This is a genomic window from Nonomuraea polychroma, assembly GCF_004011505.1.
GTDB classification, from domain to species: Bacteria; Actinomycetota; Actinomycetes; order Streptosporangiales; family Streptosporangiaceae; genus Nonomuraea; species Nonomuraea polychroma.
In genome coordinates, this window is the sequence record NZ_SAUN01000001.1 from 6,728,496 (window position 1) to 6,747,429 (window position 18,934).

Sequence of the window (18,934 nt, forward strand, 5' to 3'; positions counted from 1 at the left end):
CGCGAGCAACGACTTCCAGAAAAGTCTGCTTTGTGGTCAAGTCCTCGGCCTATTAGTACCGGTCAGCTCCACACGTTACCGCGCTTCCACCTCCGGCCTATCAACCCGGTCGTCTACCGGGAGCCTTACCCCTTCACAGGGAGGGAGACCTCATCTCAAGGCGAGCTTCCCGCTTAGATGCTTTCAGCGGTTATCCCTTCCGAACGTAGCCAACCAGCCGTGCATCTGGCGATACAACTGGCACACCAGAGGTTCGTCCGTCCCGGTCCTCTCGTACTAGGGACAGCCCCTTTCAAGTCTCCTGCGCGCGCAGCGGATAGGGACCGAACTGTCTCGCGACGTTCTAAACCCAGCTCGCGTACCGCTTTAATGGGCGAACAGCCCAACCCTTGGGACCTACTCCAGCCCCAGGATGCGACGAGCCGACATCGAGGTGCCAAACCATCCCGTCGATATGGACTCTTGGGGAAGATCAGCCTGTTATCCCCGGGGTACCTTTTAGCCGTTGAGCGACACCGCTTCCACATGCCGATGCCGGATCACTAGTCCCAGCTTTCGCTCCTGCTCGACCCGTCAGTCTCACAGTCAAGCTCCCTTGTGCACTTACACTCGACACCTGATTGCCAACCAGGCTGAGGGAACCTTTGGGCGCCTCCGTTACCCTTTAGGAGGCAACCGCCCCAGTTAAACTACCCACCAGACACTGTCCCCGATCCGGATCACGGACCAGGGTTAGACGTTCAAAACGACCAGAGTGGTATTTCACCAATGACTCCACCCGAACTAGCGTCCGAGCTTCCCAGTCTCCCACCTATCCTACACAAGACGCTCCAAACGCCAATGTCAAGCTGTAGTGAAGGTCCCGGGGTCTTTCCGTCCTGCTGCGCGTAACGAGCATCTTTACTCGTAGTGCAATTTCGCCGGGTCTGTGGTTGAGACAGCGGGGAAGTCGTTACGCCATTCGTGCAGGTCGGAACTTACCCGACAAGGAATTTCGCTACCTTAGGATGGTTATAGTTACCACCGCCGTTTACCGGCGCTTAAGTTCTCACCTTCGCCAACCGAAGCTGGCTAAGCGGTCCCCTTAACGTTCCGGCACCGGGCAGGCGTCAGTCCGTATACATCGTCTTACGACTTCGCACGGACCTGTGTTTTTAGTAAACAGTCGCTTCCCCCTGGCCACTGCGACCCCCACCAGCTCACAGAGCTAGCCTGATCACCAGCAGAGGTCCCCCTTCTCCCGAAGTTACGGGGGCAATTTGCCGAGTTCCTTAACCACAGTTCACCCGATCGCCTTAGTATTCTCTACCTGACCACCTGAGTCGGTTTAGGGTACGGGCCGCCACAACACTCGCTAGAGGCTTTTCTCGGCAGCATAGGATCATCCACTTCACCACAATCGGCTCGGCATCACATCTCAGGATACACACGAGGCGGATTTACCTACCTCGCTCCCTACATGCTTACCCCAGGACAACCATCGCCTGGGCTGGACTACCTTCCTGCGTCACCCCATCGCTTACCTACTACCCAATCAGGCCGAGCGTTCAGCCTCACACCAGTCCCGAAGGACCAGCGGACTTAAGGACTCTTAGTATCAAGGGGTTCGATATGGGCGCGTTGAAGCGGGTACGGGAATATCAACCCGTTGTCCATCGACTACGCCTGTCGGCCTCGCCTTAGGTCCCGACTTACCCTGGGCGGATTAGCCTGCCCCAGGAACCCTTGGTCATCCGGCGCGAGGGTTTCTCACCCTCGATTCGCTACTCATGCCTGCATTCTCACTCGCACAGCCTCCACAACTAGATCACTCTGCTGCTTCGCCGGCTGCACGACGCTCCCCTACCCACCCAGACCGCATAGGTCTGAGTGCCACGACTTCGGCGGTGTGCTTGAGCCCCGCTACATTGTCGGCGCGGAATCACTTGACCAGTGAGCTATTACGCACTCTTTCAAGGGTGGCTGCTTCTAAGCCAACCTCCTGGTTGTCTCTGCGACTCCACATCCTTTCCCACTTAGCACACGCTTAGGGGCCTTAGTCGGTGATCTGGGCTGTTTCCCTCTCGACTACGAACCTTATCGCCCGCAGTCTCACTGCCACGCTCTCACTTACCGGCATTCGGAGTTTGGCTGACGTCAGTAACCTTGTCGGGCCCATCGGCCATCCAGTGCTCTACCTCCGGCAAGAAACACGCAACGCTGCACCTAAATGCATTTCGGGGAGAACCAGCTATCACGGAGTTTGATTGGCCTTTCACCCCTACACACAGATCATCCCCCAGGTTTTCAACCCTGGTGGGTTCGGTCCTCCACCCAGTCTTACCTGAGCTTCAACCTGCCCATGCGTAGATCACTCCGCTTCGGGTCTACAGCATGCGACTCAAACGCCCTCTTCAGACTCGCTTTCGCTACGGCTACCCCACACGGGTTAACCTCGCCACACACCATAACTCGCAGGCTCATTCTTCAAAAGGCACGCAGTCACATCACAGCCGTCCCGAAGAACGGCTAAGCTCCTACGGCTTGTAGGCACACGGTTTCAGGTACTATTTCACGACCCCTCACCGGGGCACTTTTCACCTTTCCCTCACGGTACTCGTGCACTATCGGTCATCAGGGAGTATTTAGGCTTACCAGGTGGTCCTGGCAGATTCACACAGGATTTCTCGGGCCCCGTGCTACTTGGGATCCCCTCCAGCAGTCGACAAGGTTTCGCCTACCCGGCTCTCACGGTCTACGGCAGCCCTTCCCAGAGCTTTCAACTACCCCATCGATTTATCACTGCCCGGAGCAGCGGCAGCCACTCCAAGAAGGTCCCACAACCCCGAACGTGCAACGCCTGCCGGCTATCACACACGCCCGGTTTAGCCTCATCCGCTTTCGCTCACCACTACTCACGGAATCACTCTTGTTTTCTCTTCCTACGGGTACTGAGATGTTTCACTTCCCCGCGTTACCACCAACCGCCCTATACATTCAGGCGGAGGCAACACCACATGACTGGTGCTAGGTTTCCCCATTCGGACATCCCCGGATCAACGTCTGGTTGGCGACTCCCCGAGGCTTAACGCAGCCTCCCACGTCCTTCATCGGCTCCTGATGCCAAGGCATCCACCGTGTGCCCTAAAAAACTTGGCCACAAAGATGCTCGCGTCCACTATGCAAATCTCAAACAACAAACAGCAACCGGATCCCAGCCCGCAACGCGAGCTGTTCACCGGTCCTGTGTCCGAAGAAGACGAGCCATGCCCGTTCCTTCAGGACCCAACAGTGTGTCCAACCGGCACGCACTCCCGCAATCCCCGTTCCCACTCCGCTGTCACCAGCGGCGGTACTAACGGACAGGCAATGCATCCCTGCTGAGTAGCCAGTGCTCCACTAGTGAGCTGTCACGCGTCCCGGGCGTTCGCCGAGACCGCGTGAAAATGCTCCTTAGAAAGGAGGTGATCCAGCCGCACCTTCCGGTACGGCTACCTTGTTACGACTTCGTCCCAATCGCCAGCCCCACCTTCGACCGCTCCCCCCCTTACGGGTTGGGCCACGGGCTTCGGGTGTTGCCGACTTTCGTGACGTGACGGGCGGTGTGTACAAGGCCCGGGAACGTATTCACCGCAGCGTTGCTGATCTGCGATTACTAGCGACTCCGACTTCATGGGGTCGAGTTGCAGACCCCAATCCGAACTGAGACCGGCTTTTAGGGATTCGCTCCACCTCACGGTATCGCAACCCTCTGTACCGGCCATTGTAGCATGTTTGCAGCCCAAGACATAAGGGGCATGATGACTTGACGTCATCCCCACCTTCCTCCGAGTTGACCCCGGCAGTCCCCCATGAGTCCCCACCACCCCCGAAGAGGCGTGCTGGCAACATGGAGCAAGGGTTGCGCTCGTTGCGGGACTTAACCCAACATCTCACGACACGAGCTGACGACAGCCATGCACCACCTGTCACCCAGTCCGAAGAAGGATCTATCTCTAGACCTGTCCGGGTGATGTCAAACCTTGGTAAGGTTCTTCGCGTTGCGTCGAATTAAGCAACATGCTCCGCCGCTTGTGCGGGCCCCCGTCAATTCCTTTGAGTTTTAGCCTTGCGGCCGTACTCCCCAGGCGGGGCGCTTAATGCGTTAGCTCCGGCACGGAGATCGTGGAAGACCCCCACACCTAGCGCCCAACGTTTACAGCGTGGACTACCAGGGTATCTAATCCTGTTCGCTCCCCACGCTTTCGCTCCTCAGCGTCAGGTAAGGCCCAGCAAGCCGCCTTCGCCACCGGTGTTCCTCCTGATATCTGCGCATTTCACCGCTACACCAGGAATTCCACTTGCCCCTGCCTACCTCTAGCCGGCCCGTATCCACCGCAGACCCGCAGTTAAGCTGCGGGCTTTCACGGCAGACGCGACCAGCCACCTACGAGCTCTTTACGCCCAATAATTCCGGACAACGCTTGCGCCCTACGTATTACCGCGGCTGCTGGCACGTAGTTAGCCGGCGCTTCTTCTGCAGGTACACGTCAACTTCGTCCCTGCTGAAAGAGGTTTACAACCCGAAGGCCGTCATCCCCCACGCGGCGTCGCTGCGTCAGGCTTCCGCCCATTGCGCAATATTCCCCACTGCTGCCTCCCGTAGGAGTCTGGGCCGTGTCTCAGTCCCAGTGTGGCCGGTCGCCCTCTCAGGCCGGCTACCCGTCGTCGCCTTGGTAGGCCACTACCCCACCAACAAGCTGATAGGCCGCGAGCCCATCCCCAACCGAAAAACTTTCCACCACCATCCGATGCCGAAGGCGGTCATATCCGGTATTAGACCCAGTTTCCCGGGCTTATCCCAGAGTCAGGGGCAGGTTGCTCACGTGTTACTCACCCGTTCGCCGCTCGAGTACCCCGAAGGGCCTTTCCGCTCGACTTGCATGTGTTAAGCACGCCGCCAGCGTTCGTCCTGAGCCAGGATCAAACTCTCCAAACAATATCTGTCCGGATGAATCATCCAAGCAAAACCGTCAAATATGACGGGGTCATACATGTGATGCACATGCACTGGCTTTTAACACACTGTTGAGTTCTCAAGAAACGGACGCGTCATCCCATCAGAATCTCTTGAGACCCTGATGTGGAGGCTCCTCATACGTCTTTTTCTTCAGACTACCAGATCCGGACGAATCTTGTCAAACCGCCCGTTCCGGGATCTTCCGGACTTGCCCCTCTTCGAGGCAACCCTGCTAACTTACCCTAACTTTCGGCCCTTGTCCAACCACCTGGCGGACGCAACCCGAAGCCGGGGTTCGATCACAGGGATGTCAGGGCTCAGCAGCCCCGCGTTGAAGACTGTAGCAGTCTCAACGGCGTGGAAGGTCCATCTTCGGTAACGAATGGACCTTCCCATCGTCCGTAGGGTTCAAACACCGAGCCCGGCGAGCTGTGCCTCCAGCCGCGCGATGTCGGCGGACGCCTGCTCGGCTCGGCTCCTGACCTTGGCCACCACGTCATCCGGAGCCTTGGCCATGAACTGCTCGTTGCCCAGCTTGGCCGCCACCTGCGCCGCCTCTTTACGCGCGGCGGCAAGGTCCTTCTCCAGCCGCTTGCGCTCGGCCACGACGTCGATGGCGCCGGCCGTGTCGATCTCCACGGTCACGTCGCCCACCGAGAGCCGCGCTGTGGCGTTGAACGACTCCGTCGGCTCCGTCAGGCGCAGCAGGGCACGAACGGCAATCTCCTGGCCGGCCAGGGGCGTGTTGGCGAGCCCGAGTCGCGCGGCCACCTTCTGGCCCGGCTTGAGACCCTGGTCCGAGCGGAACCGGCGGACCTCGGTCACCAACTCCTGCAGCGCGCCGATCTCGGCCTCGGCGGTGGCGTCCGTGTAGCGGGGGTCGGCGACCGGCCACGGTGCCACGACGATCGACTCGCCGCCCGTGACAGCCCGCCACAACTCCTCGGTCACGAACGGCACCAACGGATGCAGCAGCCGCAGCAACGCGTCAAATACGTGGCCGAGCACCAGTCTGGTGTGGTCGAGTCCTTCGCCGAGCTGGATCTTGGCCAGCTCCAGGTACCAGTCGCACACCTCGTCCCACGCGAAGTGGTAGAGCAGGTCTGCCGCCTTGGCGAACTCGAACTCCTCGAAGGCGGCGTCCGCGGCCCTCACCACGGACTGAAGACGCGACAGGATCCACCGGTCGGCCGCGGTCAGCTCGGCGCCTTCGAGCGATCCGACGGCCGCGCCGTTCATGAGCGCGAATCTGGTGGCGTTCCAGATCTTGTTGCAGAAGTTCCGTGAGCCGGCCGCCCACTCTTCGCTCACCGCGACGTCGGCGCCGGGGTTGGCACCGCGCAGCAGGGTGAAGCGCGTGGCGTCGGCGCCGAACCGCTCGATCCAGTCGAGCGGGTCGACCACGTTGCCGAACGACTTGGACATCTTCTTGCCGTACTGGTCGCGGACCATGCCGTGCAGCGCCACCACGCGGAACGGCGGCTCGCCGTCCATGGCGTACAGCCCGAACATCATCATCCGGGCGACCCAGAAGAACAGGATGTCGTAGCCGGTGACCAGCACGGAGGTCGGGTAGAACCGGGCCAGCTCCGGCGTGGCGTCCGGCCAGCCCATCGTCGAGAACGGCCACAACGCGGACGAGAACCAGGTGTCCAGGACGTCGGGGTCCTGCGTGTAGCCGGCGGGTGGCTCCTCGTCGGGGCCCACGCACACGACCTCGCCATCGGGCCCGTACCAGACCGGGATGCGGTGACCCCACCACAGCTGACGGGAGATGCACCAATCGTGCATGTCGTCGACCCAGTCGAAGTAACGCTTGGCCAGCTCCGGCGGGTGAATGCGGGTGCGCCCGTCGCGAACGGCGTCACCAGCGGCCTTGGCCAGTGGCCCGACATTGACGAACCACTGCAGCGACAGCCGCGGCTCGACAACGGTCTTGCAGCGCGAGCAGTGGCCCACCGAGTGCAGGTACGGGCGTTTCTCGGCGACGATCCTGCCATCCGCGCGCAGCGCGGCGACAACGGCCGGCCGGGCCTCAAAGCGGTCGAGTCCCTGGAACGGCCCATGCGCGGTGATCACGCCGCGCTCGTCCATGACGGTCAGCGACGGCAGCGAATGACGTCGTCCGATCTCGAAGTCGTTGGGGTCGTGGGCCGGGGTGACCTTGACCGCGCCGGTGCCGAAGGCCGGATCCACATGCTCGTCACCGACCACAGGGATCATCCGGCCGGTGAGCGGCAGCTCGACCATCGTGCCGATCAGGTGGGCGTAACGCTCGTCGGAGGGGTGGACGGCCACGGCGGTGTCACCGAGCATGGTCTCGGCTCGCGTGGTGGCCACCACGATCTCGTCGGAATAGCGGATCGAGACCAACTCGCCCTCGTCGTCGCTGTGCTCGACCTCGATGTCGGACAGCGCGGTGAGGCAGCGCGGGCACCAGTTGATGATGCGCTCGGCCCGGTAGATCAGCCCGTCGTCGAACAGGCGCTTGAAGATCGTCTGCACGGCGCGCGATAGGCCCGTATCCATGGTGAAGCGCTCACGCGACCAGTCGACGCCGTCGCCCAGCTTGCGCATCTGGCCGAGGATGCGGCCGCCGGACTCCTCCTTCCACTGCCAGACCCGCTCGACGAACGCCTCACGTCCCAGGTCGTGCCGCGACAGCCCCTGCTTGGCCAGCTCACGCTCGACGACGTTTTGCGTCGCGATGCCGGCGTGGTCCATGCCGGGCAGCCAGAGCGTCTCGCGCCCCTGCATGCGGGCGCGGCGGGTGAGCGCGTCCTGGATGGAGTGGTCGAGCGCATGCCCGATGTGCAGGACGCCCGTCACGTTGGGCGGCGGCAGGACAATGCTGTATGGCTCGCGCGAGCTGCCCGGGTCGGCGCCGAAGTAGCCTTCGGATACCCAGCGATCGTAGCTGCGGGTCTCGACGTCGGCCGGTGTGTATTGCGTAGGCAGCTCTGGCGTTGTCACAGTGACCAATTCTAGGGAGGCGTGCGAGCGGAAAAGGCCCCAAGCCCCGAAGCCGGTCCACGGCCGACCCTCCACGACCAGGCCAGGCCACGCCCCGCCCACACCAGGACCTCGGGCCCGAGGCGGCGCGCCAAAGGGGGCTCCACGCAGCTAGGGACGTGGCGCGGCACCGCGCAGCGCAGGGCGGCACAGGCCGGCGTTGGCAGGGAAACAGGCGGGAGGAAGCCCTCGGTGAGGAGCGTGGCGATGCGGTCGGGGTCGTTGCCGGGGAGCGCCTGGAAGGCGTTCTGGACGATGTCGTGGCTCATGCACCCCTGTCACCGTTGCCACGCGCGGGTGTCTTGGACGGATGTTCAGACCTTGAGGGGACCGCTCAACCGCGGTGTTTCGCGTTGAGGCGGGCGGCCTGCCGGGTGAGGTGGTCGCGTTCGGGGAGGTTCGGCGCTGACCGGGCGGCTTCGGCGTAGAGCCGTGCCGCGGTCACCAGGTCACCATCGCGCTCGTGCAGGTACGCCGCGGCGGCGGTGTAGCGGGGCAGGGAGGGGTCGAGCTCCGCGAGGGCGGCCAGGCCGGCCCGCGGGCCGTCGGCCTCGCCGACCGCGACGGCCCGGTTGAGGCGGGCCACCGGGTTGCCGGTGAGGCGTACCAGCTCGTCGTACCACTCGACGATCTGCACCCAGTCGGTCTCCTCCGCCGTCTGGGCGTCGGCGTGCAGCGCGGCGATGGCGGCCTGAGCCTGGAACTCGCCCAGCCGGTCGCGGGCGAGGGCGGCCTGCAGCACGTCCACGCCCTCGGCGATCAGGTGGGTGTCCCACAGGCTGCGGTCTTGCTCGGCGAGAGGGACGAGCCTGCCGTCGGGACCGGTCCGTGCCGGGCGCCGCGCGTGGTGGAGCAGCATGAGCGCGAGCAGCCCCGCCACCTCCTCGTGCCTGGTCCTGGCCGCGAGCTGGCGGGTGAGCCGGATCGCCTCGGCGGCGAGGTCGACGTCGCCGGAGTAGCCCTCGTTGAAGACGAGGTAGAGCACGCGCAGCACCGTGGCCACGTCACCCGGCTGGTCGAACCGGACGGACGAGACGGTCCGCTTGGCCCGGCTGATCCGCTGGGCCATGGTCGCCTCCGGCACGAGGTAGGCCTGCGCGATCTGACGCGTGGTCAGGCCGCCGACCGCGCGCAGCGTCAGCGCGACGGCCGAGGCCGGTGTCAGGGACGGGTGCGCGCACAGGAAGTACAGCTGGAGCGTGTCGTCCGCCATCTCGCCCTGGCCGGGCACGGGCTCGGCCTCGACGAGCACCTCGCGGTGCCGCCGGGAGGTGTCGGCGCGGGCGGCATCGAGGAACTTGCGCCAGGCCACGGTGACCAGCCAGCCCTTGGGGTCACGCGGCGGGTCGTCCCGCCACACGCGTACGGCCTCGATCAGGGCGTCCTGCACGGCGTCCTCGGCCGCCGCGAAGTCGGCTCCGCGACGGACGAGGATGCTGATCACCGTGGGGGTGAGGGTCCGCAGCAGGGACTCGTCCACCGTTCGTCACTCCGTGATGGTCGGGGGCGCGGACAGGAACGGGCGCACCTCGAGCCACTCGTGGATCGGCTTGCCACCCGCGCCCGGGGCCGCGGACAGCTCGGCGGCCAGCTCGAGCGCCCGCTCGTAGCTCTCGACGTCGATCACCATCCAGCCGGCGATCAGATCCTTGGTCTCCGCGAACGGGCCGTCGGTGACCGGCGGACGCCCCTCGCCGTCGTAGCGGACGAACGTGCCCTCCGGGGAGAGCGCCTGGCTGTCGACGAACTCGCCGGTGCTCTCGAGCCGAGCGGCGAAGTCCCGCATGTACTGCATGTGGGCCGAGACCTCCTCCGGCGTCCACTGGTCCATCGGCACGTCGTTGACCGCTGCCGGCGCGCCCCGGTAGTGCTTGAGGAGCAGGTACTTTGCCATCGTGTTCTCCTTTGTGCGGTACGGGCCCATTGTGGCCGGTGTTCACTGCGGGGACGGAGTCGCGCGCGGGTTCTCGACATCCCGCCCCGACATTTTTCCGGCGGCTGTGTGCGCGGATCCCGCTCAGGCGCTCCGGCGTTCTTCGCGCTGCCGGACGAGCTCCTCGACCGCGCTCGGCAGGGTCGTCTCGAAGTCGATCAGCTTCGCCCACGTCGGGGTCACCACGATCCGCACCATGCCGTCGTAGAGCGAGCGCACCTCCGCCTCCCACTCGACCCGCTGCTCGGGCGTCATCTGGTAGCTGCCGTTCATCTGGAGGTACTCGTCCGGGATGCCCTCGACGACGTCCAGCTCGGCCCGGCCGCGGATGAGCAGGATCTTGGGCGGGTGCACCTCGGTGTCGATCGTCAGGGCGACCGCCGGGTTCGCGCGCAGGGCCGGGAGCTTCGGGGCGTTCTTCGTCGTGCACATGACGACCTCCGAGCCGTTCCAGGTGAACGCGATCGGGACATTTCGGGGGGTGCCGTCCTTGGCGACGTAGGCCAAGCGGGTCAGGTCGCGGGCGAGCAGCTCCTGGCTGATCGGCCGGTTCAGGATGTCGGTGATCTCGTGCGGGGTCATGGTGGCTCTCCTCCGTCCGCAGCGGCCCCTGATGGCCGCTGATGTCCCTGGGACGGAGCCGGGAGAGCATTCTCGACATCCTCAAGCGTGCCGAATTTCTCTCATGTGCTTCCGGAGTGGAAGCGCCGTGCTCAGCGGAGCGTGAGCCCGGCCGCGGTCGGGAGGTGGTCGCTGCCGATGGGGGCCGGGTCCAGGTGCTGGTGGGCTGGCGCGGGCGTGGAGCGTGTGAGTACGACCCAGGATCGCGATCTGGAGCAACCTGGCGCCTTGGTGCCGCCACGGCGGAGCAACCTGGTGGCTTGGAGCTGTTATGGCCAATCGCGATCTGCGGCCTGAGGGCGCCGTTGGCCTTGGGGATTGGGACAGTCGATAGCGATCCCGCGACAAGGAACCCTGCTGGGCCGGCGTCGTCACCCCCCAAGGTGACGGTCGTCCCTGGGCAGAAGAAGGCTCAATACGCCGAAAGCGCCCGCGTGGCGGACTGCCACGGGGCGCTCGGTGTGCGGGAAAGGCGGCTCAGGCCGACTTCTCGCGAGGCGTGCGCTGCTGCTTCGCAGCCAGCTGGTCACGTGGTACGAGGGTCGGGATCGCGTGCTCGAGCACCGACTCGCGGGTGATGACCACCCGGGCGACGTCCTGCCTGGAGGGCACCTCGTACATCACCGACTGGAGCACCTCCTCCAGGATCGCGCGCAGGCCGCGCGCGCCGGTGCCGCGCAGGATGGCCTGGTCGGCGATGGCCTCGAGCGCGCCGTCGGTGAACTCCAGCTCCACACCGTCGAGCTCGAGCAGCTTGCGGTATTGCTTCACCAGCGCGTTACGCGGCTCGGTGAGGATCTGGATGAGGGCCTCGCGGTCGAGGTTGTGCACGGAGGTGATGACCGGCAGGCGGCCGACGAATTCGGGGATCATTCCGAACTTCAGCAGGTCCTCCGGCATCACGTCGGCGAAGACGTCGGCCGTGTCGACCTCTTCCTTCGACCGGATGATGGCGTTGAAGCCGATGCCCTTCTTGCCGATGCGCGACTCGATGATCTTTTCCAGGCCCGCGAACGCGCCGCCGCAGATGAACAACACGTTGGTCGTGTCGATCTGGATGAACTCCTGGTGCGGGTGTTTGCGACCGCCCTGCGGAGGCACCGAGGCCGTGGTGCCCTCCAGTATCTTCAGCAGCGCCTGCTGGACGCCCTCACCGGAGACGTCACGCGTGATCGACGGGTTTTCGCTCTTGCGGGCGATCTTGTCGACCTCGTCGATGTAGATGATGCCGGTCTCGGCCTTCTTGACGTCGTAGTCGGCGGCCTGGATGAGCTTGAGGAGGATGTTCTCCACGTCCTCGCCGACGTAGCCCGCCTCCGTGAGCGCGGTGGCGTCGGCGATGGCGAAGGGCACGTTGAGCATCTTCGCCAGGGTCTGCGCCAGCAGTGTCTTGCCTGAGCCGGTCGGCCCGAGCAGCAAGATGTTGCTCTTGGCCAGCTCCAGACCGTCGTCTCTGCCCCGGTCGCCGGACTGCACCCGCTTGTAGTGGTTGTAGACCGCCACCGAGAGCGCCTTCTTCGCCTTGTCCTGACCGATGACATAGGCATCGAGGAACTCGTAGATCTCCCTCGGCTTGGGCAGGTTGTCCCACTTGAGCTCGGAGGACTCCGACAGCTCCTCCTCGATGATCTCGTTGCAGAGATCGATGCACTCATCGCAGATGTAGACGCCTGGACCGGCAATGAGCTTCTTGACTTGCTTCTGGCTCTTTCCGCAGAAAGAGCACTTCAGCAGGTCTCCCCCGTCGCCGATGCGTGCCACCCCAGATACTCCTTTGCGTGGGACCGCCCTGCTCTTGCGAGCAGTGTCTCCGGACATCCTCCGGACTTGGCCGAACCGCTCAGGTTTCGACGTTACCGTCTTCTGGGCCCTCAGTGAGCCCCCTAGCGGCGAGTCGCACCGGAACGTGCCCTATTGGGCAGCGCCCCGGTGCGTCACGTCTCGTCTAGGAAGCCACGGCCTGAGCTCGTTTCTTCCTGGACGGGATGATGTCATCGATCAGACCATACGCCTTTGCCTCGTCCGCGTTGAGAATTTTGTCGCGTTCGATGTCCTTGCGGACTTCGGCGGAGGACTTGCCCGTGTGCCGGGCCACGATGTCCTCGAGGAGAGTCCGCATGCGCAGAATCTCCCTGGCCTGGATCTCGATGTCGCTACCCTGGCCGCCGCCCTCGGTGGAGGGCTGGTGGATCAGCACTCGGGCGTTGGGCAGCGCGAACCGCTTGCCCGGCGTGCCGCCGGACAGCAGCACGGCCGCCGCGGACGCGGCCTGGCCGAGGCAGACGGTCTGAATCTCCGGCCGGACGAACTGCATCGTGTCGTAGATCGCCGTCATGGCCGTGAAGGAGCCGCCGGGCGAGTTGATGTAGATGCTGATGTCACGGTCGGGGTCGAGCGACTCCAGCGTCAGCAACTGGGCCATCACGTCGTTGGCCGACGCGTCGTCGATCTGCACTCCGAGGAAGATGATGCGGTCCTCGAAGAGCTTGTTGTACGGGTTCATCTCCTTCACGCCGTATGACGTGCGCTCGACGAAGGAGGGGAGAACGTAACGGCTCTGGATATTCATGTCAGCTCCCCCTAGGAGACCGGGCCGTGTGAGGGCACCTGACGCGCGCTCCGGACGACGTGGTCGATGAAGCCGTAGTCCTTGGCTTCCTCGGCCGTGAACCAGCGGTCGCGGTCGGAATCGGCCTCGATCTGCTCCAGCGGCTGCCCCGTGTGGAAGGCGATCCGCTCAGCTAGCGTCTTCTTCACGTAGAGCATCTGCTCGGCCTGAATGGCGATGTCGGCCGCAGTGCCCCCGATGCCGCCCGACGGCTGGTGCATCATGACGCGGGCGTGCGGCAGCGCGTAGCGCTTGCCCCTGGCCCCGGCGGTGAGGAGGAACTGCCCCATCGAGGCGGCCATGCCCATCACAACCGTCGACACGTCGTTCGGCACGTATTCCATCATGTCGTAAATCGCCATGCCGGCACTCACCGAGCCCCCCGGTGAGTTGATGTAGAGCGAAATGTCGCGCTCAGGGTCGTCGGCCGCGAGGAGCAGCAGCTCGGCGCAGATCCGGTTGGCGATCTCGTCGTTGACCTCCTGCCCGAGCACGATGATGCGCTCCCTGAGCAGGCGCTGGTAAAGCTGGTCTTCAAGCCGGAAGGCGGAGCCGTTCTCACGGCCTCGAGACTCAGGCTGATAGAAGGTCGGCGGGCTGGTCACAGCGTCACCTTCCGATGCGTCGTAATCGATTGGCTTTGCTTGTGACCTTAACGCGCGCTGCGCACAGGTCATGCCCGGTCCCCCGTACTGTTCGCTGACGGCGCATGTTCGGCCCTTGCCGCCGTCCGGCGGCGCCGTCCCGGGGACGACGACGCCCCTGGCGCGCCCTGAGACGGCCGTGCTGGCGGAGCGGGCCGGGTGCGGCAGTCCGGGGCGGCCTCGTCCTCTCAGCGCTCCTCATGAGCCGTCTGAGCGCCTCAAACGATGCCCGGGCTCCCAGCGGTTTTCCTAGCCGTGTCGCGCGGCACTGCACATTCGCAGTGGGCTTGCTCCCGGCAAACCAGCGGGCACCGCCGAGCAGCACCCCGGGAGCCGGTTTCCCTTGGAAAGCCGGTGGCGAGGTGTCGCCGTGTACGGCAGGCGGGTCCCGAAGCCGCGCCGGCGAGGTCGGCCAGTCAGAAGGCCCGTGGGCCGGGAAACGGGGAAGCCCCCGGAGTCGGATTGATCCGGGGGCTTCGTGTCGCCTGACGAGGCGGACGCGCTTACGCCTCGGGCTTGTCCTCGGCCTCGGCCGCGGCCTCCTCCTGGACGGGCTCTTCACCGTTGATCTCGGTGTAGATGGCCTTGAGGTCGACCTCGTTGCCGTCGGTGTCCACGACCTTGGCGGAGTCGCCGATCACGGACTTGGCCTTGTCGCGGACGATCTCGACCATGGCCAGCGTGAGCTGGTCGTTGTCGGCCAGGTGCTTGGCCAGCTCGTTGGGCTGGACGCCCATTTCCATGGCGCGGCGCACCACGAAGTTGGTCAGCTCCTGCTCGGAGACGCCCAGCTCCTCGGCCTTGACGATCTTGTCGAGCACGAAGCCGACCTTGATGGCGCGGGCGGAGTTCTTCTCGAACTCGGCGAGGCGCTCCTCTTCCGTCGTCTGGTAGAGGCGGAAGAAGGCGTCGCGGCTCAGGCCGCTCTCGGCCACCTGGTGGTCGAGGTTGTGCTTGCGGGCGTCGATCTCGGCCTTGAGCGCGCTGTCCGGCAGCGGGATGTCGATCTGCTCGAGCAGCGCGTCGAGCGCCTTCTCGCGGGCCTGCACGACCTGGTCGATGAGCTTGTTGCGGCGGGCCTGCTCGCGGATGCTGGTCTTGAGCTCGTCGAGCGTGTCGAACTCGCTGGCCAGCTGGGCGAACTCGTCGTCCAGCTCCGGCAGGACCTTCTCCTTGACCGACTTGACGGTGATGATCACGTCGGCTTCCTCGCCGGCGTTCTCCCCGCCGACGAGCTCGGTCTTGAAGCTCTTCTCCTCGCCCGCGGACATGCCCTCGAGCGCGGTGTCGAGGCCCTGCAGCACGGAGCCGGCGCCGACCTCGTAGGAGACCTCGCTGGCCTGCTGCTCCTCGATGTTCTTGCCGTCGATCTCGGCGCGCAGGTCCATGACGACGAAGTCGCCGTTGGCGGCCGGCCGCTCGACGCCGGTCAGCGTCGCGAAGCGCTGGCGCAGCGCGTTGAGCTGCGCGTCCACGTCTTCGTCGGAGACCTCGGCGGAGTCGACCGTCACTTCGATGCCGGCGAAGTCGGGCACCTCGAAGTTGGGCCGGATGTCGACCTCGGCGGTGAACTCGATCTGCTCACCGTCGTCGATCTTCGTGACCTCGATGTCGGGCTGGCTGACGGGGAAGACATCGACCTCGTCGACGGCCTGGCCGTACAGCTTGGGCACCGCGTCGTTGAGGGTCTCCTCCAGCACTACCGCCCGGCCGAAGCGCTGCTCGATGATGCGGGCCGGAACCTTGCCAGGCCGGAACCCGGGGACGCGCACCTGCTGCGCGACCTTCTTGTACGCCGCATCCATGCTCGGGCGCAGCTCGTCGAACGGCACCTCGACAGTGAGCTTGACCCGCGTGGGGCTGAGCTCCTCGACAGCGGTCTTCACGGAATGGTCTCCTTGATCAAGCTACGAGTGATCGCGGGCGCGTCCATCGGTACGGCTCACGCGCCGCGCCCACATGAGCGGTGTTGGGCATGCTCCGCCACGGCGGGATCCAACGCCGATGGTCCAGTCTAGGGCAGAAGCACACCCAACAACGACGCCCCGCCGCCGTCAGAATTCCTCCGAGATCGTCCGCAGTAGCTCGATCGTCTCGTCCGGGGTGGTGCTCACGGCGCACAGCCGTTCCATCACCTCGGTGTATCGGTCCACGTCCTCACGTTTGTCCAGATAGAGCGCGCTGGCGAGCTGCTCGACGTAGACCACGTCGGGCAGGTCGGGATCGGGGAAGCGCAGGATGCTGAAGGCCCCGCCCTCGGCACTGTGCCCGCCGAAGCTGAACGGCATGATCTGGATCGTGATGTTCGGCTGGCGCATGAGGTCGATGAGGTGCTCCAGCTGGGCCCTCATCACCTCCGTACCGCCTATCGGCCGCCGGAGCGCGGCCTCGTCGATCACCGCCCAGAAGACCGGCCCTTCCGGCTTCTCCAAGATCCTCTGGCGCTCCAGCCGGAGATCGACCCGCCTGGCGATCTCCTCGGCCCCGATGCCCGCCGCGCCGGCGGTCACCACAGCCCGTGCGTACTCCTTGGTCTGCAACAGTCCTGGCACGAACTGGACTTCGTAGGTCCTGATCCTGGCGGCGGCCTCTTCGAGGCCGACGTACGCCTGGAACCACGTGGGCAGGACATCGTTGAACCGGTGCCACCAACCCGGCTCGTTGGCGGTGGCGACCAGGTCGAGCACGGCGGAGCGGGCCTGCTGATCCACGACCCCGTACAGGGTGAGCAGGTCGGCCACGTCGCGTTCTTTGAACCCCACTCGTCCCAGCTCCATGCGGCTGATCTTGGATTCTGAGCCACGGATGAGGTGGCCCGCCTCCTCACGAGTGACGTTCTTCGCTTCCCTGAGCTTGCGCAGCTGGGAGCCCAGGAGGATGCGCAGCGCCGTCGGCCCGGAACCCGGCTGGTTCTGCGTCACTTTGCCTCCTATCAAGGTCCGCACACACAGTGACACCTCTTCGGCTCGAATGACAAGGTCTCAACCTCGTGTCTGCGAGCCGCTCTCCGGGCGGGACCACACCGAACCGATTCCGAGATCTATCCCCCAAAACGGTGCTTGCTATTGCACATTGCAGCTGCACGTGCATTTGGGTCTTGCAGACGCAGCGGTCGTGACCCATGATGGCTTAGTGCATATTGGGCCATACATGCACTAATCAAGGCTGAACGGGGAGGTATCGGCGGCATGGTGGAGGATCCTCTGACCACTGCCGATTGCCTGCAGATCACCCGCGAAGTGGGCTTCGACCACCTTCTCATGGGCGGCGGCAAGCCGTACACGACCGCGTGCCCCTTGCCTTTCCAGGCCGACTCGGTCAAGACCGCCAGGGACGTGACCCGCTCCACGCTACGGAGCTGGGGGTTGCACGACCTGAGCGACGACGCCGCGCTCGTGGTGTCGGAGCTGGTGACGAACGCGGTCAGGTACGCGATGCGCGCGGCCGGGCACCGGGACATCGAGCTGCTGCTGATGCGGGTCGCCCCGCACGTGCTGCTGGCCGTGGCCGACCCGAGCGACGAGGCGCCGCGGCGCAAGGAGCCAGATTTCATCTCCGAGAACGGGCGCGGTCTTTACATCGTCGAGACGTACAGCCAGTGCTGGGGCTGGGACCCGCTGGACCGCGGCGGCAAGGCCGTCTGGGCGCTCTTCCGCACGGAAGCCTGACCCTTCCTTTTCCCTTTAAGACCCCTTTCTTTTACGGCTTCGCCGAGTGAGCCACCACCCGCCGCACTGCCCCTTCACGCGCGCCGCCGTTACGGCGCATCTCGTGGGCCTTTCCGTGGGTTCGTTCGTGACCAAAATGCTAGAGTGGTCATCGGTCAACAGTCACGAGGAGGCCACTGGTGCATGCCGATCACCGCGGGCGGGCCGACCGGATTCTCGACGCCGCCAAGGAGCTGCTGCTGCGCTGGGGATACCGGCGGGTGACGATCGACGAGATCGCCAAGCGCGCCGGGGTCGGCAAGGGCACGATCTACCTGCACTGGCGCACCCGCGAGCAGTTGTTCTTCGCGGTCGGCGCCAGGGAGGCGGTGGCGATGCTGGACGCGGTCGTGGCCGGCATGCGGGCGGATCCGGGTGAGATCGCGCTGCACCGGTACATGCGCCGGTTCTTCCTGGAGGCGATGGGTCGGCCGGTGCTCCGCGCGATCTTCACCAGGGATGCGGAGACGCTCGACAAGTTCCTCACCAGCCCGGCCAGGAAGCCGCTCGAGGGGGCCAAGCTGCTCGCCTCACGCGAATACCTCGGCCTGCTGGCCCGGCACGGGTTGTTGCGGGCGGGCCTGCGGCCCGAGGACCTGGACTATCCGCTGCCGACGATCGTGTTCGGGTTCTTCGCCATCGAGCCGCTGCTGCCGGAGGAGGTCACGCTCGGCCTGGAGGAGAAGGCGGACTTCCTTGCCGACACGCTGCGCAGGACGTTCGAGCCGGAGCGGCTGCCCGATTGCGCGCCGGCGGCCGAGCGGGCGATCGAGATCTTCGAAGGGCTCGCCCGTGACTTCCGCGACGCGGCGTACGGAGGTAGCGATGGGACATGACATCCGTGGACTGCACCATGTGGGGCACATCGTCCACGACATGGGGCAGGCGCTCGAACGGTACCGGCGGATGGGGTTCGCGCTGCCGGGGCCCGCGTACCCGGTGGTGGGCGAGCCGCCCGAGCCTGTCGGGGTGGGCAACACGCATGCGTACTTCGAGGGCAACTTCGTCGAGCTGGTCGCCGTCGCCGGGGCGGGGCGGGTGCCCGACGACGCGCGGCTGATCCCGCTGCGGGTGCCCGCGGACCGGCTGCCCGCGCTCAAGGAAGCCGTCCAGGGTACGGCGGCGAACCTGGAGTCATGCCTGCGGCGCTTCGAGGGCGTGCACATCCTGATGCTCGACTCGCCCGACATCGACGGCGGCGCCGCGCGGCTGGCGGCGAGCGGCGTCGGGCACGGCGGGGTGCAGGTGGCCCAGCGGCCGGTCGAGACGGTGGACGGAGTGCGGATGGAGCCCGTGCGGTGGCTGGAGATCGACGGCGTCCGGCGCGGGCTCGTCGCGGAGGGGCGGGTCGGGCTGGCGGAGAACGCCTCCGCGCATGACGCCGCCGACCATCCCAACGGCGCGGTCGAACTGGTCGAATGCGTGTTGTGC

The 18,934-nt window shown here is 65.2% G+C and carries 12 protein-coding genes, 2 rRNA genes and 1 pseudogene; 3 read left to right on the top strand and 12 right to left on the bottom strand.

Going from position 1 to position 18,934, the window contains the following annotated elements:
- Positions 1-32 precede the first annotated feature (32 nt).
- The 12 genes from EDD27_RS30700 to EDD27_RS30755 form a co-directional block, all read right to left on the bottom strand.
- Positions 33-3,138, bottom strand: a 23S ribosomal RNA gene (locus tag EDD27_RS30700).
- Between the two features lie 298 nt (positions 3,139-3,436).
- A 16S ribosomal RNA gene (locus tag EDD27_RS30705) occupies positions 3,437-4,957 on the bottom strand.
- The 16S and 23S rRNA genes sit together here, the layout of an rRNA operon.
- 429 nt (positions 4,958-5,386) lie before the next feature.
- Positions 5,387-7,960, bottom strand: a complete 2,574-nt coding sequence (locus EDD27_RS30710) for a valine--tRNA ligase (protein WP_127935473.1) — start codon at positions 7,958-7,960, stop codon at positions 5,387-5,389.
- A gap of 2 nt (positions 7,961-7,962) precedes the next feature.
- On the bottom strand, positions 7,963-8,259 hold the full coding sequence (locus EDD27_RS30715; RefSeq protein ID WP_127935474.1) for a hypothetical protein: 297 nt from the start codon (positions 8,257-8,259) through the stop codon (positions 7,963-7,965).
- Between the two features lie 65 nt (positions 8,260-8,324).
- On the bottom strand, positions 8,325-9,470 hold the full coding sequence (locus tag EDD27_RS30720) for an RNA polymerase sigma factor (RefSeq protein WP_127935475.1): 1,146 nt from the start codon (positions 9,468-9,470) through the stop codon (positions 8,325-8,327).
- A gap of 6 nt (positions 9,471-9,476) precedes the next feature.
- Positions 9,477-9,884, bottom strand: a complete 408-nt coding sequence (locus EDD27_RS30725) for a YciI family protein (RefSeq protein WP_127935476.1) — start codon at positions 9,882-9,884, stop codon at positions 9,477-9,479.
- A gap of 123 nt (positions 9,885-10,007) precedes the next feature.
- Positions 10,008-10,505: a pyridoxamine 5'-phosphate oxidase family protein gene (locus EDD27_RS30730; RefSeq protein WP_127935477.1), complete on the bottom strand. Its 498-nt coding sequence runs from the start codon at positions 10,503-10,505 to the stop codon at positions 10,008-10,010.
- Between the two features lie 516 nt (positions 10,506-11,021).
- The gene (gene clpX / locus EDD27_RS30735; protein WP_127935478.1) at positions 11,022-12,305 is read right to left on the bottom strand and encodes an ATP-dependent Clp protease ATP-binding subunit ClpX; all 1,284 of its coding nucleotides are present in this window, start codon (positions 12,303-12,305) and stop codon (positions 11,022-11,024) included.
- A gap of 184 nt (positions 12,306-12,489) precedes the next feature.
- Positions 12,490-13,113, bottom strand: a complete 624-nt coding sequence (locus EDD27_RS30740; RefSeq protein WP_127935479.1) for an ATP-dependent Clp protease proteolytic subunit — start codon at positions 13,111-13,113, stop codon at positions 12,490-12,492.
- Between the two features lie 11 nt (positions 13,114-13,124).
- A complete protein-coding gene (locus EDD27_RS30745; protein WP_127935480.1) occupies positions 13,125-13,757 on the bottom strand; it encodes an ATP-dependent Clp protease proteolytic subunit in 633 nt (210 codons plus the stop codon).
- 542 nt (positions 13,758-14,299) lie between these two features.
- Positions 14,300-15,682, bottom strand: a complete 1,383-nt coding sequence (gene tig / locus EDD27_RS30750) for a trigger factor (protein WP_127935481.1) — start codon at positions 15,680-15,682, stop codon at positions 14,300-14,302.
- 168 nt (positions 15,683-15,850) lie between these two features.
- Positions 15,851-16,717 carry a helix-turn-helix domain-containing protein gene (locus EDD27_RS30755; RefSeq protein WP_127935482.1) on the bottom strand — a complete coding sequence of 289 codons (867 nt, stop codon included), beginning with the start codon at positions 16,715-16,717 and terminating at the stop codon, positions 15,851-15,853.
- Between the two features lie 267 nt (positions 16,718-16,984).
- Here EDD27_RS30755 and EDD27_RS30760 point away from each other — a divergent pair, with 267 nt between their 5' ends.
- The 3 genes and pseudogenes from EDD27_RS30760 to EDD27_RS58920 all read left to right on the top strand — a co-directional run.
- Entirely contained in the window at positions 16,985-17,464 is a 480-nt protein-coding gene (locus tag EDD27_RS30760) for an ATP-binding protein (RefSeq protein ID WP_127935483.1), read from the top strand.
- A gap of 179 nt (positions 17,465-17,643) precedes the next feature.
- On the top strand, positions 17,644-18,339 hold the full coding sequence (locus EDD27_RS30765) for a TetR/AcrR family transcriptional regulator (protein ID WP_241564341.1): 696 nt from the start codon (positions 17,644-17,646) through the stop codon (positions 18,337-18,339).
- 70 nt (positions 18,340-18,409) lie between these two features.
- Positions 18,410-18,922, top strand: a pseudogene (locus EDD27_RS58920) (VOC family protein); the annotation flags it as partial.
- Positions 18,923-18,934 lie beyond the last annotated feature (12 nt).